The sequence below is a fragment of the Pseudobacter ginsenosidimutans genome, from assembly GCF_007970185.1.
Classification (GTDB): domain Bacteria; phylum Bacteroidota; class Bacteroidia; order Chitinophagales; family Chitinophagaceae; genus Pseudobacter; species Pseudobacter ginsenosidimutans.
This window is the reverse complement of record NZ_CP042431.1, coordinates 1,078,439-1,097,207: the sequence shown is the minus strand read 5'-3', so window position 1 is coordinate 1,097,207 and position 18,769 is coordinate 1,078,439. Positions and strand designations below refer to the sequence as shown.

16 protein-coding genes, 1 tRNA gene and 1 riboswitch are annotated in these 18,769 nt (G+C 45.5%); of the genes, 2 read left to right on the top strand and 15 right to left on the bottom strand.

What is annotated here, in order from left to right; all coding sequences use genetic code 11:
• Nucleotides 1-43: 43 nt before the first annotated feature.
• The 3 genes from FSB84_RS04325 to FSB84_RS04315 form a co-directional block, all read right to left on the bottom strand.
• The gene (locus FSB84_RS04325) at nt 44-1,633 is read right to left on the bottom strand and encodes a tetratricopeptide repeat protein (protein WP_130542733.1); all 1,590 of its coding nucleotides are present in this window, start codon (nt 1,631-1,633) and stop codon (nt 44-46) included.
• Between the two features lie 712 nt (nt 1,634-2,345).
• Nucleotides 2,346-3,590 (bottom strand): hypothetical protein, encoded by a 1,245-nt coding sequence (locus FSB84_RS04320; protein ID WP_130542734.1) that lies wholly within the window; start codon nt 3,588-3,590, stop codon nt 2,346-2,348.
• A gap of 11 nt (nt 3,591-3,601) precedes the next feature.
• Complete coding sequence (locus tag FSB84_RS04315; RefSeq protein WP_130542735.1) at nt 3,602-4,918, bottom strand: IPT/TIG domain-containing protein; 1,317 nt, start codon at nt 4,916-4,918, stop codon at nt 3,602-3,604.
• Between the two features lie 191 nt (nt 4,919-5,109).
• Here FSB84_RS04315 and FSB84_RS04310 point away from each other — a divergent pair, with 191 nt between their 5' ends.
• Nucleotides 5,110-7,056: a tetratricopeptide repeat-containing sensor histidine kinase gene (locus tag FSB84_RS04310; RefSeq protein ID WP_130542736.1), complete on the top strand. Its 1,947-nt coding sequence runs from the start codon at nt 5,110-5,112 to the stop codon at nt 7,054-7,056.
• Complete coding sequence (locus FSB84_RS04305; protein ID WP_130542737.1) at nt 7,056-7,676, top strand: response regulator; 621 nt, start codon at nt 7,056-7,058, stop codon at nt 7,674-7,676. Before FSB84_RS04310 ends, FSB84_RS04305 begins: the two co-directional genes overlap by 1 nt.
• 351 nt (nt 7,677-8,027) lie before the next feature.
• Here the strand turns inward: FSB84_RS04305 and FSB84_RS04300 are convergent.
• The 12 genes from FSB84_RS04300 to FSB84_RS04245 all read right to left on the bottom strand — a co-directional run bounded on the left by FSB84_RS04300 (nt 8,028) and on the right by FSB84_RS04245 (nt 18,710).
• Nucleotides 8,028-8,099: transfer RNA gene (locus tag FSB84_RS04300), tRNA-Arg, on the bottom strand.
• 6 nt (nt 8,100-8,105) lie between these two features.
• Entirely contained in the window at nt 8,106-8,684 is a 579-nt protein-coding gene (locus tag FSB84_RS04295) for a MarC family protein (RefSeq protein WP_130542738.1), read from the bottom strand.
• Nucleotides 8,685-8,735: 51 nt separating this feature from the next.
• On the bottom strand, nt 8,736-9,338 hold the full coding sequence (gene cobC, locus FSB84_RS04290) for an alpha-ribazole phosphatase family protein (RefSeq protein ID WP_130542739.1): 603 nt from the start codon (nt 9,336-9,338) through the stop codon (nt 8,736-8,738).
• Nucleotides 9,335-10,147, bottom strand: a complete 813-nt coding sequence (locus FSB84_RS04285; RefSeq protein WP_130542740.1) for an adenosylcobinamide-GDP ribazoletransferase — start codon at nt 10,145-10,147, stop codon at nt 9,335-9,337. Before FSB84_RS04285 ends, cobC begins: the two co-directional genes overlap by 4 nt.
• A gap of 2 nt (nt 10,148-10,149) precedes the next feature.
• Nucleotides 10,150-11,223, bottom strand: a complete 1,074-nt coding sequence (gene cobT, locus FSB84_RS04280) for a nicotinate-nucleotide--dimethylbenzimidazole phosphoribosyltransferase (protein WP_130542741.1) — start codon at nt 11,221-11,223, stop codon at nt 10,150-10,152.
• An 18-nt stretch (nt 11,224-11,241) separates the two neighbouring features.
• Nucleotides 11,242-12,003 (bottom strand): adenine nucleotide alpha hydrolase, encoded by a 762-nt coding sequence (locus FSB84_RS04275; protein ID WP_225979976.1) that lies wholly within the window; start codon nt 12,001-12,003, stop codon nt 11,242-11,244.
• 49 nt (nt 12,004-12,052) lie between these two features.
• Nucleotides 12,053-12,568, bottom strand: a complete 516-nt coding sequence (locus tag FSB84_RS04270; RefSeq protein ID WP_130542742.1) for a bifunctional adenosylcobinamide kinase/adenosylcobinamide-phosphate guanylyltransferase — start codon at nt 12,566-12,568, stop codon at nt 12,053-12,055.
• The gene (locus tag FSB84_RS04265; protein ID WP_130542743.1) at nt 12,555-12,779 is read right to left on the bottom strand and encodes a cysteine-rich CWC family protein; all 225 of its coding nucleotides are present in this window, start codon (nt 12,777-12,779) and stop codon (nt 12,555-12,557) included. The genes FSB84_RS04270 and FSB84_RS04265 overlap by 14 nt, the downstream gene beginning before the upstream one ends.
• The gene (locus FSB84_RS04260) at nt 12,766-13,710 is read right to left on the bottom strand and encodes an ABC transporter substrate-binding protein (RefSeq protein ID WP_130542744.1); all 945 of its coding nucleotides are present in this window, start codon (nt 13,708-13,710) and stop codon (nt 12,766-12,768) included. The genes FSB84_RS04265 and FSB84_RS04260 overlap by 14 nt, the downstream gene beginning before the upstream one ends.
• 22 nt (nt 13,711-13,732) lie before the next feature.
• Complete coding sequence (locus FSB84_RS04255; RefSeq protein WP_130542745.1) at nt 13,733-14,314, bottom strand: DUF6580 family putative transport protein; 582 nt, start codon at nt 14,312-14,314, stop codon at nt 13,733-13,735.
• A 19-nt stretch (nt 14,315-14,333) separates the two neighbouring features.
• A complete protein-coding gene (locus FSB84_RS04250) occupies nt 14,334-16,208 on the bottom strand; it encodes a TonB-dependent receptor plug domain-containing protein (protein ID WP_158643770.1) in 1,875 nt (624 codons plus the stop codon).
• Between the two features lie 112 nt (nt 16,209-16,320).
• A riboswitch (cobalamin riboswitch) is annotated at nt 16,321-16,536 on the bottom strand.
• A 104-nt stretch (nt 16,537-16,640) separates the two neighbouring features.
• Nucleotides 16,641-18,710: a TonB-dependent receptor gene (locus FSB84_RS04245; protein WP_130542747.1), complete on the bottom strand. Its 2,070-nt coding sequence runs from the start codon at nt 18,708-18,710 to the stop codon at nt 16,641-16,643.
• Nucleotides 18,711-18,769 lie beyond the last annotated feature (59 nt).

Sequence of the window (18,769 nt, the reverse complement as noted above, 5' to 3'; positions counted from 1 at the left end):
TCGGAAAATTCCTTGTACGAACAAGCATTCCAGTTGGACGAGTCTAGTTTTTCAAAAAACTACTACCAAAACTTGTAAAGCCAGGGCCTGAAGAGTTGAACCCGCCGTTTACACTAATGGTTACAGAGCCCAGGTCGGCAGAGGCTGCTCCAAGAATTCCATCATTTATTCCTGCACCGGCGGATCCTGTTACAATCAAATCTACCGGATTCATATTGCCATCGAATTTTATGGTGGTTTCAACAGAGGCGCCGATTTTTCCACCTATGTTCTTTGTAATTTCAAATTCTTTGTCTTTGCCGGCTTTGGCAGAGAGGCTATGCCCCGTGGTTTCCCAGGTTACCGGATCGTAGGATTGACTATAGGTAAATTCCCCGGCTTTTACATCCACATACATTTTGAGTCCCTCACAATTAAATTTCCCACCCACTACCTTCACATCAAATCCAAAATCCACTTCGCAATGTTCTCTTTCCCATTCCTGCACTTTGCCTTTTGCATTATTATCTTTTTTTAGATAATCGCCGCATGGCTTTCCAAAGGTTCCATCTGCATAAAAAGGGAAGAAAGATCGAAAACTTTTTAAGTTATTGAGATAGCCGGTATAAGCTGCATAGTTTACCGCAGTAGGGTCTTGAATGGATTGCATTGCGATCGTGTTCCAAAAAAGATACTCCTGCAACCGCTGGTTCATCAGATTTTCCATGGTACGGATATACTTATTGTTGATCTCTGCTGATTTTTTCAGCCATTTGATTTGCCTTTCAGTCCTTAACTGGCATAGTTCTCTTTCTATTTCCATCAACCTTTTGTTCTCTGCTGCTTTACCTTCGCCCCCATCAATTTTGCTTTGTTCTTTTGTCAGGGCATTTATCTTATTATCATAATCCGTTATCAATGCCTGTTTCAATTCGTTTTCACTTCTTAATCTGTTTTCAGATTCTTTTTTCATACGGCTTATGTAAGAAACGCTGTATTGTGGGTTATCAATAGCATTGAGCATTAATGCAGCCTGCGCTATAAATGGACTGGAAAATTCTCCTTTTAAATCTTTCACCATTTTGGCGGCGCCCGGTTTACCAACATTGGCGGAAATTTGTTTGACCTGCGCCATTCGCTTATTCATATTGTCCATCATGGTTTTTTCAGAATTTTTGTTGAATTCTTTACTTGCTTTCCCGGCTGCCTGAATGGTTATATCCAGGTTCAAAAAGAAATGATTGATATCGGGATAAGCGGCTACAGCAGCTTCATAGCTGTCTGGAATTTCGGGAAGAATAAAGCGTTTGGTAATACTATGGTCTTTATAGTATTTCTTAAAGGTGTTTCGTATTGCCCAATAGATGGAAGACTTATCCGCATCAGGCGATAGTTGTTGCCAGAGGTTTATGTTTTGGGAAGTGGCGCCACCGTGGGCAATAGCTTTTGCGAGATAGGAGGCACAAAGTGTGCCATTGCCTTGCTTTTGCGCGATAAGTGCCAATGAACGGTAAGCCTCCGAATTTGCGGAATCTTTTTCGGTAGCAGCAACCAGGAGTGGTTTTGCTTTTTCTACATGGCCAAGGCTAAGCCATGCCTGACCTGTATTGTTTGCCAGCGTACCACTATTGGGCAGCAGTTTTTGCGCATACAATAAAAGAGGTAACGACTTATGTGCATATCCCGAAATGGTGAGCAGGCTTGCAAGGTTATTGAGTGAAACCATGTCATCCGCATTGGAGATACAGGCATTCAATAAGAGGAAAAGCGCTTTGTCCAATTCATTGTTTGCCCAAAATACCATTGCATACTTGCCTGTTTTGTCAGCGCGGTTCATCAGGTTTTTTACGGAAGCTTTGTTTTCAGGTTTTATCAGTTTGTCAGTTTCGGCAAATATGGTAGACAGGTAAGCGGTAAGCTGGGATTTGGTTTGAGGTGTGGTTGCAACTTTCAATGCAGATATTTTATCGGGGACGATATTGGGGTCTGTGTTTCGTAACATGGGACCGCCATTGTTATCCAGGCCCTGCTTAGCATTCTGCATTGCTGTATTAGCGCCCATTTTTTCCATCATATCTTCAAAAGCTTTTCTGGCTTCGGGACTCATTGCAGCTTTTTGTGCTTCCAGTTTTTTTTGTGCTTCGTCAAACTTTTTTCTATCTGCCTCCATTTGCTCTTTGGAAGGCTTTTGAGAAAAAGCAGCTATTACCAATAGGCTGAACAAAACAAGAGAAGATATTTTTTTCATCTGAAAAAGATTTGTCGGGTAAAAGTATCTGAATGAAGCAGCCGTTTCAATCCTTTAAAAGGAGGATTTTTGCTGTTTACGGTAAAAGCAGGATGATAAATAGTTTCAGGACTTTCGTTTAGTAATTTATTTTATTGAGGTTGCTGTTATGTCCTTTATCCTTCCGGTAATATAAATGACGTCCAATGAAATAGGCATCGGTAACGGTAGCGGGATCTTTGTCTAAAAACCCTGAGAAACCCAACTGTTTTATTCTACCATCATCATATCGTAAAAAGATACTGAAGGTCTCAATGGTATATTTTCCCTTTCCGGGAGCATCACTCGCAAAAGCATTGGGATTTTTGAGATCGACCACAGAGATGCCTCTGTCGTCAAATCTGCCATCTTTGTAAAACCATATCAGGTATTGCGGCTCATTCGTTGAAGAAGGTATAAGGCTTGCATATTGTGTGTAAGCTCCTTCAATGCGCAAGCCATTTACGGGCTTGCATTTATAAAAGTTAGGTTTACTGTCGAACTTGCTTTGCATAGTGGAAGCTGATTTTTTATCGAAATAGTAGCTGGTATTTTGAGCTGCCACATTTAACCTGTTCCCATTCCATTTTGCGCTTCCCCAGTCCTTGTTCTTATTGTAAAATCCAGCATAGCCTTCTGAAGGCATATAAGGGTAGAATTTTTCATCGGGATAAATGGCTATCCACTCATACTTTGTTTCCGACATTCGTTTCATCATATCGTATTCAAACCTGCTCTTCATCCATACTTCGGGCTTCGGACTTTTATCGTTTAATGGACTGGTAGTTGTTTGTTGCAGAGCTGGAGCTATATCGCTACCGGGAGATTTCGATGAAGACATGTTTGCGTTTATGATGCCTGCTTCCCTGTTAAGATTTACAGAGGCGATGAAATTTTCAATATCTGCTTTATACCTGTCTGCGTTTGAAAGGATGCAAATACTTTGCATAGAACTCTCTCCACTGAAAGTAAAGAGCATGGCCAGGGTAGCTATTCCATTATCTGAATATTTTGCAGAGCCCATCAAAAACTTCCAGCCTTTTAGCGTTGCTACCGGTTGCAGGTTTGCATTACTGGAAAACTTGAAAGGCTTTTGCACGAGGTTATCCCAGGAATAATCAAAATCCTTCTGTATATCACCTTTCCCGTCTATGAGTGCATAAATGAAAATGTTGCAGTAAGCGCCGGTACTCTTATCTTCCTTAAAGTAAGTAATCACGCTGTTGTTCTTTATTAATTCGTAATCCGAAGGGATTGCGTAACTAACAATGTCGAAATCGTTTTTTTGAGCAAATGATGCAGATAAGGATAAGAGGAATAGGGAGGTTAAAAGGAGTTTGTTCATGATGATTAAGTTTATCGAACTGCAATAGCACTACCCGTTGAAGTAAGAATGCTTTTTCCCAGGTTGACGGCAACTCCATTTTTCCAGTATTTGCTCACGATGTAGGTTCCGTTGTGCTCCCAGCCGGATACGTATACGTCGTTGCCAAAAACTGTGATGCCAGTGGCGCCTGAAGAAACATTGGATAATTTTACAGGTACTCCGTTTTTCCAATACTTGGCAAACTGACTGCCGCCCCCATAATAGTCTTCCTGCTCGTAGCCTGCTACATATATGTCGTTCCCAACAACAAATACAGCGGTGGCCACACCTACCGAAACTGTACCGGAGGTTAGTGTTGTTGCAGTTCCGTTTTTCCAGATGGAAGCCATTGCCAAACCTGTGGTTGGATTGTTCTGACTGCCAGCTTCATATACATCAGCGCCTGATACAAAAACAGCGTTGGCAAAGCAATGCTTGTCGTTATTGGGAATTGTATTAGCAGGAATTATCCCGTTTTTGCATTCCCAGGGTGAAAACCTTCCCTGAGAATTCCGATAGCTGCCAACTGTAATAACATTGCCGGCATTTATATAAACACCCGTGCAGGCGCCGTTTCCGGAAACAATTTGTGATATGATCGGGTCATTGACAGTAACAGTTGTTCCTGTTCCATTTTTCCAGTAACGGGGAAGATCAAATCCGTTCACAATTTCCGCACCACCAACATATACATCATTGCCATTGACAGCAATGCCGTTTGCAACAGATTCTCCTGTGCCCAGCGTAACCTTATTCCCGTTTTTCCAGTAATTGGCTAATGAGAGATTATTGATCCTTTCCACACCTGCTACATAGATATCATTGCCATTTAGAAATATGGAAGTCAAAGCAGATTCTTCTGTACTGATGCTAACAGCCGTTCCATTTTTCCACAGGGTGGCTACATTATGAGCAGGGTTATATTGCCCGCCTGCCACAAATACATCGGGTGAATAAGTAATTTCTCCACCGCTGGCAGTTTGGCTGCCAACAATTATTTTCACTTCACCGGTGGAGTTTCCTACAGCAGGAACAATTACTTTAAGTTGTGTAATTGTAGCTGAAAAAACAGTAGCCGCTACATTATTGATCGTAACTATATTATTGGCAGGTGTTGGAGAAAAATTATTACCGTTGATTGCAATAGTATCTCCATAGTGCAATGAAGTTGAAGAGAGGGAGCTGATCTTTAATGTAGTGTCAGGCGGCGGCTTGGGAGTTGTGGTGTCACTATCTTTTTTGCAGGAGGTAATGGCAAAAGCCGCTGAAAGCAAAATAAGAGATAAGATATTCGTTGTCTTTTTCATCTTTGATAAATTATTGTCTTAGTGGTTGAGTGTCGGATCTGCTGAACAAAACTATGATGACAGCCCAGGGCGGGCAATCGTTCAAAAAGATGATTTTTCAAGCGATGCCAGGAAAAATCATTTAAAAAGGTGAGGGGAAGCAGCCAACTTACTGCCTTTCTTTGCGATAGTAAAAAAGTGTATTTTAGTACATGAAGAAATTATTGCTGATACTTTATTCCACACTATTGGGTTTGTTGTGTACTGCACAGGATGCTACAATAAGGGATAGCCTGTTGAAGTTGATGCAGGAAAGAAAAGAGGATACGGGGAAAGTGCTATTGCTTATACAAATAGGTAACGAGTATGAACTACAACTACAAGATATCAATACAGCTGCCCAATATTACCTTCAGGCAAAAAGGCTTAGTGAAAAACTAAACTATACATTGGGCTTGATCAAGTTTTACTCCAACTATACAGGAATTCTCAATCAGAAAGAGGAGTTTGATAGTGCATTGTTTCTAAACAAACAGGCATTACAGCTGTCGTTCACTACGAGGGATAAAAAATTGATCGGAAAAACTTACGGAAATGTAGGTAACAGTTTTAATTATATCGGGGATTATGATAGTGCGGTGTATTATTATCAGGAAGCGACAAAAAACATTGAAGCTATTCAGGATACTTACCTGCTTGCACGTATAAATGAGATGATACAACTGATCTATCAGAAAACCGGCCGTCATGACTATGCATTGCAATATGGCAAAGCAGCCTTGAAAGAGTTGAGAAAATCAGGTGATAGTATGGATCTCGGACGTGCTTTATTAAATGTTGCCAATAGTTATCAGAACAAACGTTTTGATGATTCTGCATTAGCCTGTTATCATGAAGCTTTACAAATAGCCAACCGCATTCAGTTCCAGGGACTGGAGCTTTCCTCATTGTTGGGTATAGCCAATATCTATTTTCACCAGTACGATGCAGACAAGCAGAAGCCTTATGCCGAAAAGGCATTAGCTTTAAGTAAAGTGACTGATGATGCGGAAGGAGAAATAATTGCGGAAAGAGCTATGGCATTACACTATCTGTTAAAAGATGATCTGCCATTGGCCAAAACTTATATTCTGAATTCTTTGAAATTGGCGGATAGTCTGACTATGACCCACGAGCATTTGGAAAGTTTGCGCGTATTATCTTCAATTCTATATGCACAGAAAGATATTGTTGGTGCTGAAAGAATTTTGGATAGCCTGCAAATAATTGAAGACAGGTTGAGAGGGATGGAGGTGCAACAAAAGATATTAATCCTTGAAAAAAGATACGAAACCGAAAAAAAAGAATCTCAAATAAAGCTCCAGCAATCCCAGATAAAACAAAAAAACGCACTTAATTATTTTCTGATCGCTGGTTCAGCATCTTTATTGATCATCCTGCTATTGGCCTACAGGAATCACGCCCATCGTAAAAAGCTGCAGCAGCAGCGTATTGTAGAATTGGAAACAGAAAATAAATTATCCGCTACTGAAGCAGTCTTAAAAGGTGAAGAACAGGAGCGAACCAGGCTTGCAAAGGATTTACATGACGGACTCGGTGGAATGTTAAGTGGAATAAAATTTTCTTTAAGCAATATGAAAGAAAATTTATTGATGACTCCTGATAATGCTCTGGCATTTGAGCGCAGTATGGATATGTTGGACAGTTCCATCAGGGAAATGCGCAGGGTGGCCCATAACATGATGCCTGAAATGTTGGTGAAATATGGATTGGACATAGCTTTGAAGGAGTTTTGTAATGAAATTGACCGGAGTGGTGCGATACATGTAAATTATCAATCTGTAGGAATGGATGCTGTAAACATTGATCAAACCTCCGGCGTTACAATTTATCGTATTGTGCAGGAGTTGTTAAACAATGTTATCAAACATGCACATGCGAAAAATGTATTAGTGCAGCTGCATTATTCCGGACAGGAAAAATTACTGGCGATCACTGTGGAAGATGATGGCAAAGGATTTGATGTAAATAGTTTGGGATCCGCTGCCGGTATGGGCTGGCGCAGCATCCAGAACCGGGTGGAATTTTTGAATGGGAAATCCGATATTCAATCATCTCACAGTAATGGCACTTCCGTAATGATAGAAATCAGTATGTAATGAAGGTAAGTATATTCATAGTTGACGATCATTATATGGTTATTGAAGGTATCCGTTCATTACTTCAAAATGAAAAAGATATCGAATGGATGGGGCATGCTACCAATGCCGCATCCTGCATGGCTTTTCTGAAGCGACAGCAGCCGGATATAATATTGATGGATGTGAATCTGCCAGACATGAGCGGAACTGATCTTTGCAAAGAGGTAAATCAATTATATCCTGCCGTATACGTGTTGGGACTTAGTACATTTAACCAGCAGGCCATTATCCGCAATATGATGGAAAACGGAGCTTCCGGCTATCTGCTAAAAAACGCAACCAGGGAAGAATTGCTTGAAGCCATTAAGGTTGTAACAGCAGGTAAACAATATCTTAGTCATGAAGCAAGACTGTCTTTACGGGAAACAAACAATAATAACGCTCCATTGGTTAGTCGCCGTGAGAAAGAAGTTCTATTGCTGATAGCAGATGGGTTTACCAATGGAGAAATAGCAGAGAAGCTTTTTGTGAGTGTTTCTACTGTAAATACTCATCGTAAAAGTTTGCTTGCCAAGTTCAATGTGAGTAATACAGCTGCTTTGATAAAAATGGCGGCGAAATATAATATAATTGATTAACGGGGTATGCTGATCCTGCTATCCGGCTGGATCAAAGTTTGACTCGCATTGTACTCCTTTGCGTCTTTTTTCGTCTCAAATCGGCTCAGCTTTTTATAACTCAAATTTGCCAATTTTGGGGTTGTATTACTGATACGTAACCAGAAAATGGCTGTTTTGGGGTTGTGTTTTATGTTCATAACCCAAAAATTGGCATAAATAGAACTTTTGCTGTTTCTAATTGAGTAAGATGAAGAAATCAAGGCCGTCTTAATGGAAATGCAGATAATGTAAAATTTTTCAATGCTGAATATGCATATTAAAAGGTAACAAACAAAAGTCGAACCTCTCAGTTCGACTTTTTACTTTCTGTGGTCTCGCCAGGAATCGAACCTGGATCTGGAGCTTCGGAAACTCTCATACTATCCATTGTACTACGAGACCAAATCATTACTTTATCAGACCACCAACATTCGTAGCGAATATCTTTACGGCAATGGCGAGCAAAATTACGCCAAAAAACTTTCTCACTGCTAACAATCCTGCCTGTCCTAAAAGTTTCGCAATATAGTTCAATGATCTTAAAACCAGGTAAACAATCAGCAGATTCGCCAATATCCCGATCAAAATCTCCCATTTGTCGTAGTTCGCATTGAGGGAAATTATAGTGGTCAAAGTGCCGGAACCCGCTATCAGCGGGAATGCTATGGGAACCAGGCTACCAGATTTGCTATCGCCCTCGGCTTTGAAGAATTCGATGCCCAGCACCATTTCAAGTCCTAAAATAAAGATCACGATCGAGCCGCCTACGGCAAATGAGCCCACATCCAATCCCAGTACTCCCAGGAATTTCTCACCGGCAAATAGAAAAACGATCATCAATGCTCCGGAGATCATGGTGGCGCGAGCCTCATGAATCCCGCCCATCTTCTGCTTCAGTGAGATCAATAAAGGAATGGATCCGAAAATATCTATCACCGCAAACAGCGTGAAAGTGACTGTGATCAAATGATCCGCCGACCAGTTCATAGTATTTCGTTTGTGTAACAATATACATGATTCGGCGGAGATCCAATGCAATCATTTCGGACTGGGCTTGTGCTGTTCTTTCGAAGTGGGAATATTTGATAAAACCTCATGAATAAATCCATCGGCATTACGGCTGACCCTGATCACGCAGCCGTAATGAATTGCAAAGGCTTTGAAGGAATCCAGCAAGGGAGTGCCTGTAATATGCGCCAGGATGCTTCGTATCACACCGCCATGCGTTACAATGGCGACAGGCGTTTCGCCGGATGCAATGTTTAGAAAGGAATCTACTGCGCGATCGTATACATCGATATAATTCTCGCCGCCGGGTATGCGAACATTCACATAATCCTTCATCCAGGGATCGATGATATGCGAAGGGATATCGTCCCATTTCTGCAGTTCCCATTCGCCGCAATTGATCTCTTTCAGTTTACGTTCCAGGTTGATGGGGCAGGTGGGGAAAAGGTGTTCTGCCAGTTTCCGGCAGCGCTGCAAGGGGCTGCTCCACACCTGACGGAATTCAACAGGGATAACGGTTTTGATAATGGCGGCTTCATCAAAGAAGCTGTCTTTGATATCGATATCGGCCTGGCCATAACAGGTGCCTTTCTCGATCAACGGGGCTGTATGACGGATAAGATAAATACTCATAACCAATACCTCCAGAGAATGATCACACTAAGATAGAACACGATCTCGGTGATCTGTTGAATGGCGCCCAGGCAGTCGCCGGTATAGCCTCCGATCCATTTTTTGAAATAGACATTGGCCTGCCAGGCAGTCAATGCCATTGGTATAACAGCAATCGATAACCGATAATCCAGCAGAGCGAAGGGAGCCAGTGCAAAGATGGTGGCTACGGCCAGGAGCCCTGCAGATGGTTTCCTGCTGGTAATGGGTTTTGCCTTGCTCGCATCTATATCGGTTACATAGTCGTAAAAGCGAATCGTGTAAACGCCCATCAGCCTGCTTGCGCCATGCGCAGCCAGCAACAATAGCAGGAACTGGCCGTAATTCGCAAAAACATTTACAGAAGGAGCGCTCAGGTCCGGCGTGAACTTCGGTATCTCTTTCAGCATCAGGAATTTTACGGATAAGATGCTGATGAGACCGATCACGCCGAAAGTGCCGAGGCGACTATCTTTCATGATGGTCAGGATCTTTTCTTTCGTCCAGCCGCCACCGAAAGCATCGCAGCAATCGGCGAAGCCATCTTCATGGAAAGCGCCTGTAGTAAGGATGCCTGCAATGATGGAAGCGATAATGGCGATGTCTTCCCCAATATATTTGCTGAACACTACATAGGTGAGCCAGCTGATGCCTGCAACAAGCCAGCCGATGAGCGGAAAGTATTTGGCTGATTTTTCCAGGTACTCCTGCGAATGGTCAGTGTATTGTGGCACTGGCAACCGCGTCAGGAACATCATAGCGGTGAAGAATATGCGGATCTCTTTTTTCATGTTCAGGCTTTTGGCCGGGAGGTAGTTGATTCGGTGGAATTGCTCACGCCGGCTGTGTCGAAGCTGGCCATTTCATTGAGAAAGGCCACTGCGCTGCGGATCAGGGGAATGGCTAAAGCTGCGCCGGTTCCTTCGCCAAGGCGCATGCTGAGGTGCAGGATCGGTTGTGCATCAAGGTAACGAAGCATGGCTTCGTGGCCCTGCTCCTGGCTGGTATGTGCAAACAGACAATAATCCTTTACCCCAGGCTCCATTTGCTGGGCCAGCAACAGTGCGGCCGTAGTGATGAAGCCATCCACAACAATGATCATATGATGTTCTGCAGCAGCCAGGAAAGCGCCGGTCATCATCGCGATCTCATAGCCTCCCACTTTGCCGAGCAATGAAATGGGATTTTTGGAGTACAGTTCCAGCTTGTGGAACTGAAATACTTTTTGAAGGGTTTCAATTTTCACTTTCAACTGATCATCATTCACACCAGTGCCTCTGCCAACGCAGTCCACAACAGGAATGCCAGTGATGGCAGACATGATCAATGCGGCTGAAGATGTATTGCCAATGCCCATCTCTCCAAATCCGATAGTATTGCAACCCTGCAATGCCAGGTTGGTAATAATGGAGCGGCCTGCTTCGATAGCGGCTACTACAGCGGATTCACTTATGGCATCGCTTTCCAGGTAATTGGCAGTGCCACGCGCGATCTTCGCATTGATGAAGTGATCGGAAACAAAAAGCTCGTCCCAGTTTTCATTGTTCACGCCGGCATCAACAACTGTGAGGCCGATATTGTGCAGCCTTGTGAATACATTGATGGCGGCGCCTCCGCGCAGGAAATTCATCACCATCTGTGCCGTCACTTCCTGGGGGAATGGATTCACCAGTCCTGTTTTCGCAATACCATGATCTCCGGCAAATACTACTATCTGCGGGTCCTGCACGGATGGGCGCAGGGATTGCTGTATCAGTCCGGCCTGCAGAGCGATGGTTTCCAGCAAGCCCAGTGAGCCGGGCGGTTTGGTTTTGTTGTCGATCGCAAACTGTAATTGCTGCCGGAGCTGGTTCAATTGGTTACTCATAGTTTTTGAATTGGTGGTTCAGACCGAAGGCAAAAGGTCGCAAAAATAAAAGCCATACGAGGATGGCTGATCCATAGAATCGGGGTTCAGGGTGTCAGTGCGGGGCGCATCATAGGTACGGCGTACAATCTCGCCTTTCGTAAAAGTAACTGGATGATTAAAAACGGGGCCATCGAATACAAAGGAATGGTACTCGCCATTCTCTCCGCATACGTCCACACCAGGTGGAAGATCACGAACGAAAGAGCCATCAATCAATCGTCCGCAAAAACTTTTATCGAGATAACGATCATTCACGCAAACGATGATCGCTTTGAAACCGAGGTCCAGGAATTCTTCCATCAGTTGTTCTGTTGGAATATTCCAGAGGGGGAATGCTGCCTGCAGGCCCATTGCTTCCAGTTTGATCTCGCGGTAAGCGCGAAGGTCTTCCAGGAAAATATCGCCGAAAACGGAGTGGGTGTAGCCGAGGCTTTTGAAAGCATTCAGCTGACTGGTCATGATGCTTTCATATTCCATCATGCCGGGCATCTCAGGTAATTCCAGTGTATGCAGTGGATAGTTCAATGAAGCGGCCTGTGCTTCCAGCAGTCTGCGACGAACGCCATGCATGCTCACACGATCATGAACAGCATTCACACTGGTGAGCAGCGCATTGATATGATAGTTGGGATCTTGTTTGATACGATGAAGACAGAGCGCAGAATCCTTGCCGCCACTCCAGTTCATGAATGACTGCTTTACAGAATGCTGTACAGGACTGTGCACGGGCTGGCTCATGGGTTTTGTAAATAGACTTGCAATATTACGGATCAATTGCTGCGAAAAATCAAAATTTTATTGGCCTTCCTGATACCATGAAAATGGCTTCGTCGGCCTGCTTTGCAATGAGCTGGTTGGCCCATCCCTGCAGGTCGGCGAACTTTCTTCCCACTTCAGTATCTGCATGCATGCCCATCCCGATCTCATTGGAGATGATAATGAAAACACCGGGACGCTGTTTGAGCAATTGGATTTCCTGTTCAACAGCAGATAAACACTGATGGATATCGCCCTTCATGTCTGTAAAAAAATTGGTGAGCCAGAGCGTAACGCAGTCGATCACCACCACGCGGTTATCGAGGGGAAGGGAAGCGAAATGTTTTTCTTCTTCGAGGTTGGTCCAGCGATCATCGCGGTCCTGTTGATGGCGTTGGATGCGTTCTTTGAAGTCTTCGTCCCAGGTCCGGGCAGTAGCGAGATAGATGGGATTATAGCTGAGGGCCAGCGCTATTTCCTGGGCGTAACGGCTCTTGCCGCTGCGGACCCCGCCGGTGATGTAGATGATGCGGTTACCGGTTGTCATGCCAGGCGTGTTTTTCCCTGAAGAAAACATCTTTCTGTTTCAGTTCCAGCAAACAGTTACGGCAGAGGCAATCACCATAACGGGCTTCCAGGAATGCTCTTTCTTCCTGATCGAGAGTAATGCCGTAGCACTGGCAATGGGTTACATCGCCCACTTTGCATTCGAAGCCTGCTTCACAGCGCGGGCATTTTTTTGCTTCATGCTTGCACATAGGCTTTACCGGTTTGAAAGAGTGATGCAGTTTTATGACGAAGCTGACCGGGAACGGAAAAGAATTGAGGATGAAAGCAGGCGGCCAGGATCTCGATACCATCCACCAGGGTACCGGCGCTGGGCTGAGTGAAGAGATCGTAGTCGGCGATATGAACAGCCTGTTCTTTCACGGCTGTAAGATTTTCCCAACCGGGCTTTTGTGTAAGGAGATGTAATTCTTCACTACTTCTCTTTACATCAAAACCACATGGAGCGATCACCAGCACTTCGGGATCATAGCGGAGGATCTTTTCCCAGGGTGTAACGATGCTGTCTCCCGCCGGATTGGAAAGCATATCGATCCCTCCTGCATAAGCCACTTGAAAGGGGATCCAGTGACCGCAGTTGTATACGGGTTCGATCCATTCCATGATCATCACGCGCTTTGGAGCGGCGCGGTGTGCGCGTAGAGTATCGATGATATTGTCTATGCGTTGTTGCAGTTTGGCGAGATAAGGATAGGCAGCTTCTTCAGCGCCCAAAGCGGATGCAATTGTAATGGCTGTTTGAAAAACATCCTGGAGATTGTTTGGTGTGAGCGCCACCAGGTTCGGTTGTTTGTTCAGGTTAGCCACTGCGGCAGCGGTACAGGCAGTATCGATCTGGCAGACCTCACATACATCCTGCGTGAAGATCACATCCGGTGCGATCTCCGCCAGGGCGGCTTCATCCACATAGTAGAGGCTTTTGCCCTGGGCTTTGGATGCAGAAAAGATCCTGTCGATCTCGATACTGCTGTATTGCCTGCCTTCCAGCACACAACGGACCACTTTTCTTTTTTCAGCCAGCGCCTGTGGCGGACATTCAAACGTGATGCCCTGCAACAGGTGTTGCAATTGCATATCGTAGATCATCTGCGTGGCGGCGGGAAGAAAGGAGCAGGCTGTCATGTTGCTGTATTGAATGTGTTGATCAATGTGCTGGTCGCAATGCACTGTACCTGCGTTGCAGCAGTTCAAAACCTCCGAAAAGGACGCCACTGTACACCAATGTACCGATCAGGAAATTCCTTTCATAGGGAATGGCTGCCACGAGGCTGGTAAAATAACCCGCCCATGTTTTGGGGTACATGCTGTTCTCAATCATGAAGCAACCGGGGCTGGTGCCGATCCAGTGGATCAGGGTGCCGGCCAGTGAAGCAATGATGATATTGCTTACAGTCACTTTGCGGATGATGAATTTAGCGGCTACAGCCATCAGCGCATAAGAGATATAAGTCCAGTAGAAACCTTCATAAAAGAATCTCCACTCATTGTAATAAACAAAACGGTTGAGGATGATATCACTCATCCAGAGTGTCAGTACAGGGAAGAGCACAGATTTGGCCCTGTTGTTGAAATAGGTCCCACCAAATAAAGCCATTGCTCCGAGCGGAGTGAAAGTGGCGATGGGATTCATGGGCGCTTCAGCACTGAGGAATATCCTCATCAGTGCAACCACTACCATAAAGGCGAACAGTACTGTGTTGCGAGGATTGAATTGTTTCAATGACATGGAAGTTCTGTTTTAAAGTTTATAACCTGACAGCCACACCGGCAATGAAATTGGTGCCGAGTGTACCATAACCCAATACCTCCTGGTATTGGGCGTCGGTGATATTTTTCACATCAGCAAATATACGGATACGGTTGTTCAGTAGTTTGTATTCTGCATAGGCATTCCAGATTGTGTAGCTGTTCAGTGGCTCCATCACCTGGGCATAAGTGGGAGGAGGTCCGAAGGCCAGATCATAACGTTTGCCATATGTGTACACATTGGTGCTCACGAACAGGTTCTTTGTCACCTGGTAACCGATGGTTGCGCCGAAAGCATGTTTGGGCCTCCGCACCAGGTTGTAATAAGTGCTGTCTTTTCCGTTTTCAGTGGTAGTTACTTTGCCATCAACATAACTGTAATACATTTTGATGTTGAGGTCTTTGGTGATATTGATCGATGGTTCGATCTCGAGGCCCTGGTCTTTTTGTTCGTTCAGGTTCTCATTTCGGTTGTTGATCCAGGTGATCACATCGTTGATATGCCTGTTGAAATACACAACACGTGCTTCCAGCACATTGTTGATGAGTGATGCCTGTGTACCGAGTTCCCAGGTGTAGGATTTTTCCGGCTTCAGTTCAGGGTTGCTGCCCCAAAGGCCATAGAGCTCGTTCAGGCTGGGGGCTCTGAAAGCTGAAGCGAGATTCGCAAATACTTTCACGTTCTTATTGATGAGATAAGAAGGATTGATGCTGTAGGTGAAATGATTGCCGAATTCACTGTGGTTATTGAGTCGAGCACCTGCTTCCAGGTAAAAGCCGTTGAGGTCTTTCAAGAAAACGGAGAGATAGGGGCTGAGAATGGTAATGTCCGGGTTCTTGTTTTCGATAGTGGTATCCAGCAGTTGCTGAATGCGTGCATCGAAGCCAGCCAAAACCTGTACTTTATCATGTAGATCATATTGCGCGAATGCTTCAGCCAGTTGTGCCTTGCCCCTGTAGGCGAAACCGCCGGAGATCCTGTCTACATCATCGAACTGGTATTGGGCGGTTACCTGTCCTTTTTTGAATTTGTAATTCACCTGGGTACCGGCCGTGATGAGTTTGCTTTCGTAGTTGTTGGTCTTTGAATCGAAGAAGGAGCCTCCATCGAAATCACCGCCGATGGCGGCATAACGGAAGAATGGTTTTACGCGAAGGTTCTCGATGATCTCTCCATCGAGGTTCACGTTCACGGATTTCTGCATGTAGCCATCTTTGTCGAAAGTCTTTACAGCAGCCGTGTCCAGCGCTTCGGAGATACCTTTCGTTTCAAAATGGGTGAATCCGATATTGTAACGGAGTTTATCATTTCCTCCACCCATTCCGGCATCGGCCTTGATGGTATTGTAGCTGCCCATGGCATAACTGCCGTATACTTCGGCAGGTTTTCCTTTGGTGCCTTTGCGGGTGATGATATTGATCACACCGGCAACTGCGTTGGGGCCGTAGAGTGTAGACTGAGCTCCTTTAAGGATCTCGATCCTTTCGATCTGATCGATAGGGATCAGGCGCAGATCAAATGCTCCGCCGGTTCCGGAAGGATCGGCCAGTGGAATTCCATTGATGAGGATCACTGTGTAGTTGGATGTGGCGCCGCGGAAGAAGATCGATTTGTCTTTTCCGGGATTGCTGGTAGCGCCGTTCACTACCATACCTGTTTGCTCGGTGAGCAGTTGGGCGAGGTCTTTACCGGTGCTGCGGTCCAGGACAGTTCTGTCCAGAACGGTGATCACTTTTCCTGTTTCAGATGCTTTGCGTTCGTACTTGGAAGCTGTTACCACCACTTCATCCAGTTGTTTTCCGGAAGTGGAGTCCTGCGCATTGGCATACATCGCAGCCAGCAATGCGGCAAGGGAGAGAAGTTTTTTGTTCATGCTCATAGTTAGTTTACTATGAGCCTTCGGAAATTCATTACAGAAATGAAATGTGAGGCAGCGCGATGAGGCGCTCATTTCATCCCGGCTTTTCACCCGAAAGCTCGTTGATGTGATTGAAACATAACTGGCAGGTCTTCTGGCTCGTTACCTGTTCAACACCTTCCCATCGAAAAAAGATAGTGGTATGAAGATTGAACAATGATGCAGTGGGATCTGATACTGCATCTGCAACTTACAGCTACGGGGATAGCACCGGAATTACACCGGTTTCCCTTTTAATCCCGGGACCTTGCGGATCCGGGAAACCAATTACGGCAGCAAATGTACTCCTGTGGAAACACCGGACAAAAACTATTTACTAACGGGTGTTATTTGAGTGTGGTCAGTCGCCCGCCTCCCGGGGCGAGTGATGGCGGGCAGTACTTTCTATTACCAATCGTAGCGAAGTGTAAGCCCGCCGAAGTAATTTACTCCCGGCGCAGTGTTGAAATAGCGGCCACCGGCAGCATTCACATCATTGCCCAGGCTATACTCTGTGTTGAAGAGATTGTCCACCCCGGCATAGAGGTCAAAACTGATATGTGCGTTAAAAGCTTTGCGCCATCCGGCCCTGGCGCCGGTGAGTTGATAGGAGCCTGCATGATCCGTATTGGCGTCATTCAGCGCAACGGGATCACTGTAGAAGAAGGTGATATTGGTATAGAGGCCTGGCTTTGTATTTACATCAAGTCCCGCAGCTACTGTATGTGGAGAAACCCCGGGTAGGTCTTTTCCTTTCAGATCGGTATTCAACTGTTTGAAATTACGATAACGGAAGAAGTACCAGGTATGACTGGCCCAGAGTTGAACATTGGAGAGAAAGCCAGGTTTATTAGGAACGAAAAGATATCGTGCCTGTGATTCGATACCTTCCTGCCTGGTGCTGCCTGCATTCTCGAAATAGTCTGCGCCGCTGCCATCCCTTCGCTGAACGATCGCTTCCTGCAATTGGTAGCGGAAGGCATTCACTTCAACATACAATGCGTTATTGAACCAATTGCTTTTCACACCTGCTTCGTAGTTCACGCCATGTTCGGCATTGAGGCTTGTATTGATCTCGGTGGTGCTGGGCAATACTTCCTGTGAAGTAGGGGGAGAGAAGCCCTGACTCACACTCGCATACAGGAGTAACTGCGGGATCAGCTTCTGCGAAACGGCCACACGGGGCGCCCATTCATTATTATAGGTTCTCTTTTGTAGAGGTAAATCGGGTGAGGATAAACGTTGGATACTGATGCTGGATTTATTGCTGCTTACGCCTGCCTGGATAGTGGTACCAGTTTTGAATTGCAGTTCTGCCTGCGCAAATACTGAATAGAGCCAGTTGTTGATCTCATCATCGGTTTGCAATGCAGCGGGGCTGCCGCCATTATTGGCGAATGTTTTGGTGTTGAAGAAACCGCGTTGCGCTTCTGCTCCGGCGAGAATAGTGAGACGGGTTGCGTCACTGATGGCTGCACGCCAGGTGAAAACCGACCGGCCACCGAAATGCGGCTCTGATCTTTTTTCATAATTCCTGAAAGTGGGATTCTTCAGCATACTGAACGCGCCGTACACAGTAGTAGTGTTTTCAAGGGCCTCACTGAATGCATAGTTATGTGTGATACCGGCGAGGAATGTCTGCTGACGGATGCTGGCATTTGCCTGATCAGCGCCGGGGAACATACCGGCTGCGGGCCGCGCCCCGCGTGGATTGGCGAGGTACTCTGCCTTGGTGAGTCCGCCGGGTGTCTGGTAATAGAGATCGCCATAGAGGACGGAAGTTTGTAAACTTTGCCGATCATTGAATTTGAACTGCGATTCCCAACTGGCCATATCTCTCCTGAAACTGGTATGATCACGGTAACCATCACCCGATTGGCGGGAATAATTGAAAATATTGTTACGGTCTGAATCGCCGGTTCTGATTTGTGCATTGAGATTGAACATGCCGAAGCTGCCGCCTCCGTAGCCGATCTCAGCACCGGCTTTGAAATCATTGGTTCTACTGTTCAATAGCACAGCACCGCCGGTGCCAGCGCCATACAAGCTGCTGGCCGGTCCGCGAACGATCTCCACCTGCCTGATATTGTAAAAACTGAATTGGTTGAGGTAAGTACTTCCGCCAGGATCAGTGAATGGAATGCCATTCCAGTATACTTTTACGTTACGCACGCCAAAGGGCGAGCGGAGGCTGCTGCCGCGGATATTCAGGCGGTAACTGCCGGGGGATCTTTCCTCCATACGCACGCCTGGCGTGGCATTGATGGCAGGGAGGATGCTCATGTTATTGTAACGCTCCAATTGAGCGGGCGTGATCACACTCACGGCCATTCCGGCTTCCTTAAGCTGACGGTTTTGTCCGTATGCACGCACCTCCACCTCCTGTAATGTTTTTGCGGAATCTTGCGGGGTGCCCGTCTGTGCTGTAACATAAGAAATGGAGCACCCGAGGATCAGAGCTGTAACAACATGTTTCATATTGGAAAGGATAACCCGAATTTACGTTAAAATGAACGGCAAATATTTTTTATCTTCCA

What these genes read in the sequence shown, in the direction of transcription:
- FSB84_RS04320 (WP_130542734.1), bottom strand. Translation starts at nt 3,590, where the DNA reads ATGAACAAACTCCTTTTAACCTCCCTATTCCTCTTATCCTTATCTGCA.
- FSB84_RS04315 (WP_130542735.1), bottom strand. Translation starts at nt 4,918, where the DNA reads ATGAAAAAGACAACGAATATCTTATCTCTTATTTTGCTTTCAGCGGCT.
- FSB84_RS04310 (WP_130542736.1), top strand. Translation starts at nt 5,110, where the DNA reads ATGAAGAAATTATTGCTGATACTTTATTCCACACTATTGGGTTTGTTG.
- FSB84_RS04305 (WP_130542737.1), top strand. Translation starts at nt 7,056, where the DNA reads ATGAAGGTAAGTATATTCATAGTTGACGATCATTATATGGTTATTGAA.
- FSB84_RS04295 (WP_130542738.1), bottom strand. Translation starts at nt 8,684, where the DNA reads ATGAACTGGTCGGCGGATCATTTGATCACAGTCACTTTCACGCTGTTT.
- cobC (WP_130542739.1), bottom strand. Translation starts at nt 9,338, where the DNA reads ATGAGTATTTATCTTATCCGTCATACAGCCCCGTTGATCGAGAAAGGC.
- FSB84_RS04285 (WP_130542740.1), bottom strand. Translation starts at nt 10,147, where the DNA reads ATGAAAAAAGAGATCCGCATATTCTTCACCGCTATGATGTTCCTGACG.
- cobT (WP_130542741.1), bottom strand. Translation starts at nt 11,223, where the DNA reads ATGAGTAACCAATTGAACCAGCTCCGGCAGCAATTACAGTTTGCGATC.
- FSB84_RS04275 (WP_225979976.1), bottom strand. Translation starts at nt 12,003, where the DNA reads ATGAGCCAGCCCGTGCACAGTCCTGTACAGCATTCTGTAAAGCAGTCA.
- FSB84_RS04270 (WP_130542742.1), bottom strand. Translation starts at nt 12,568, where the DNA reads ATGACAACCGGTAACCGCATCATCTACATCACCGGCGGGGTCCGCAGC.
- FSB84_RS04265 (WP_130542743.1), bottom strand. Translation starts at nt 12,779, where the DNA reads ATGTGCAAGCATGAAGCAAAAAAATGCCCGCGCTGTGAAGCAGGCTTC.
- FSB84_RS04260 (WP_130542744.1), bottom strand. Translation starts at nt 13,710, where the DNA reads ATGACAGCCTGCTCCTTTCTTCCCGCCGCCACGCAGATGATCTACGAT.
- FSB84_RS04255 (WP_130542745.1), bottom strand. Translation starts at nt 14,314, where the DNA reads ATGTCATTGAAACAATTCAATCCTCGCAACACAGTACTGTTCGCCTTT.
- FSB84_RS04250 (WP_158643770.1), bottom strand. Translation starts at nt 16,208, where the DNA reads ATGAACAAAAAACTTCTCTCCCTTGCCGCATTGCTGGCTGCGATGTAT.
- FSB84_RS04245 (WP_130542747.1), bottom strand. Translation starts at nt 18,710, where the DNA reads ATGAAACATGTTGTTACAGCTCTGATCCTCGGGTGCTCCATTTCTTAT.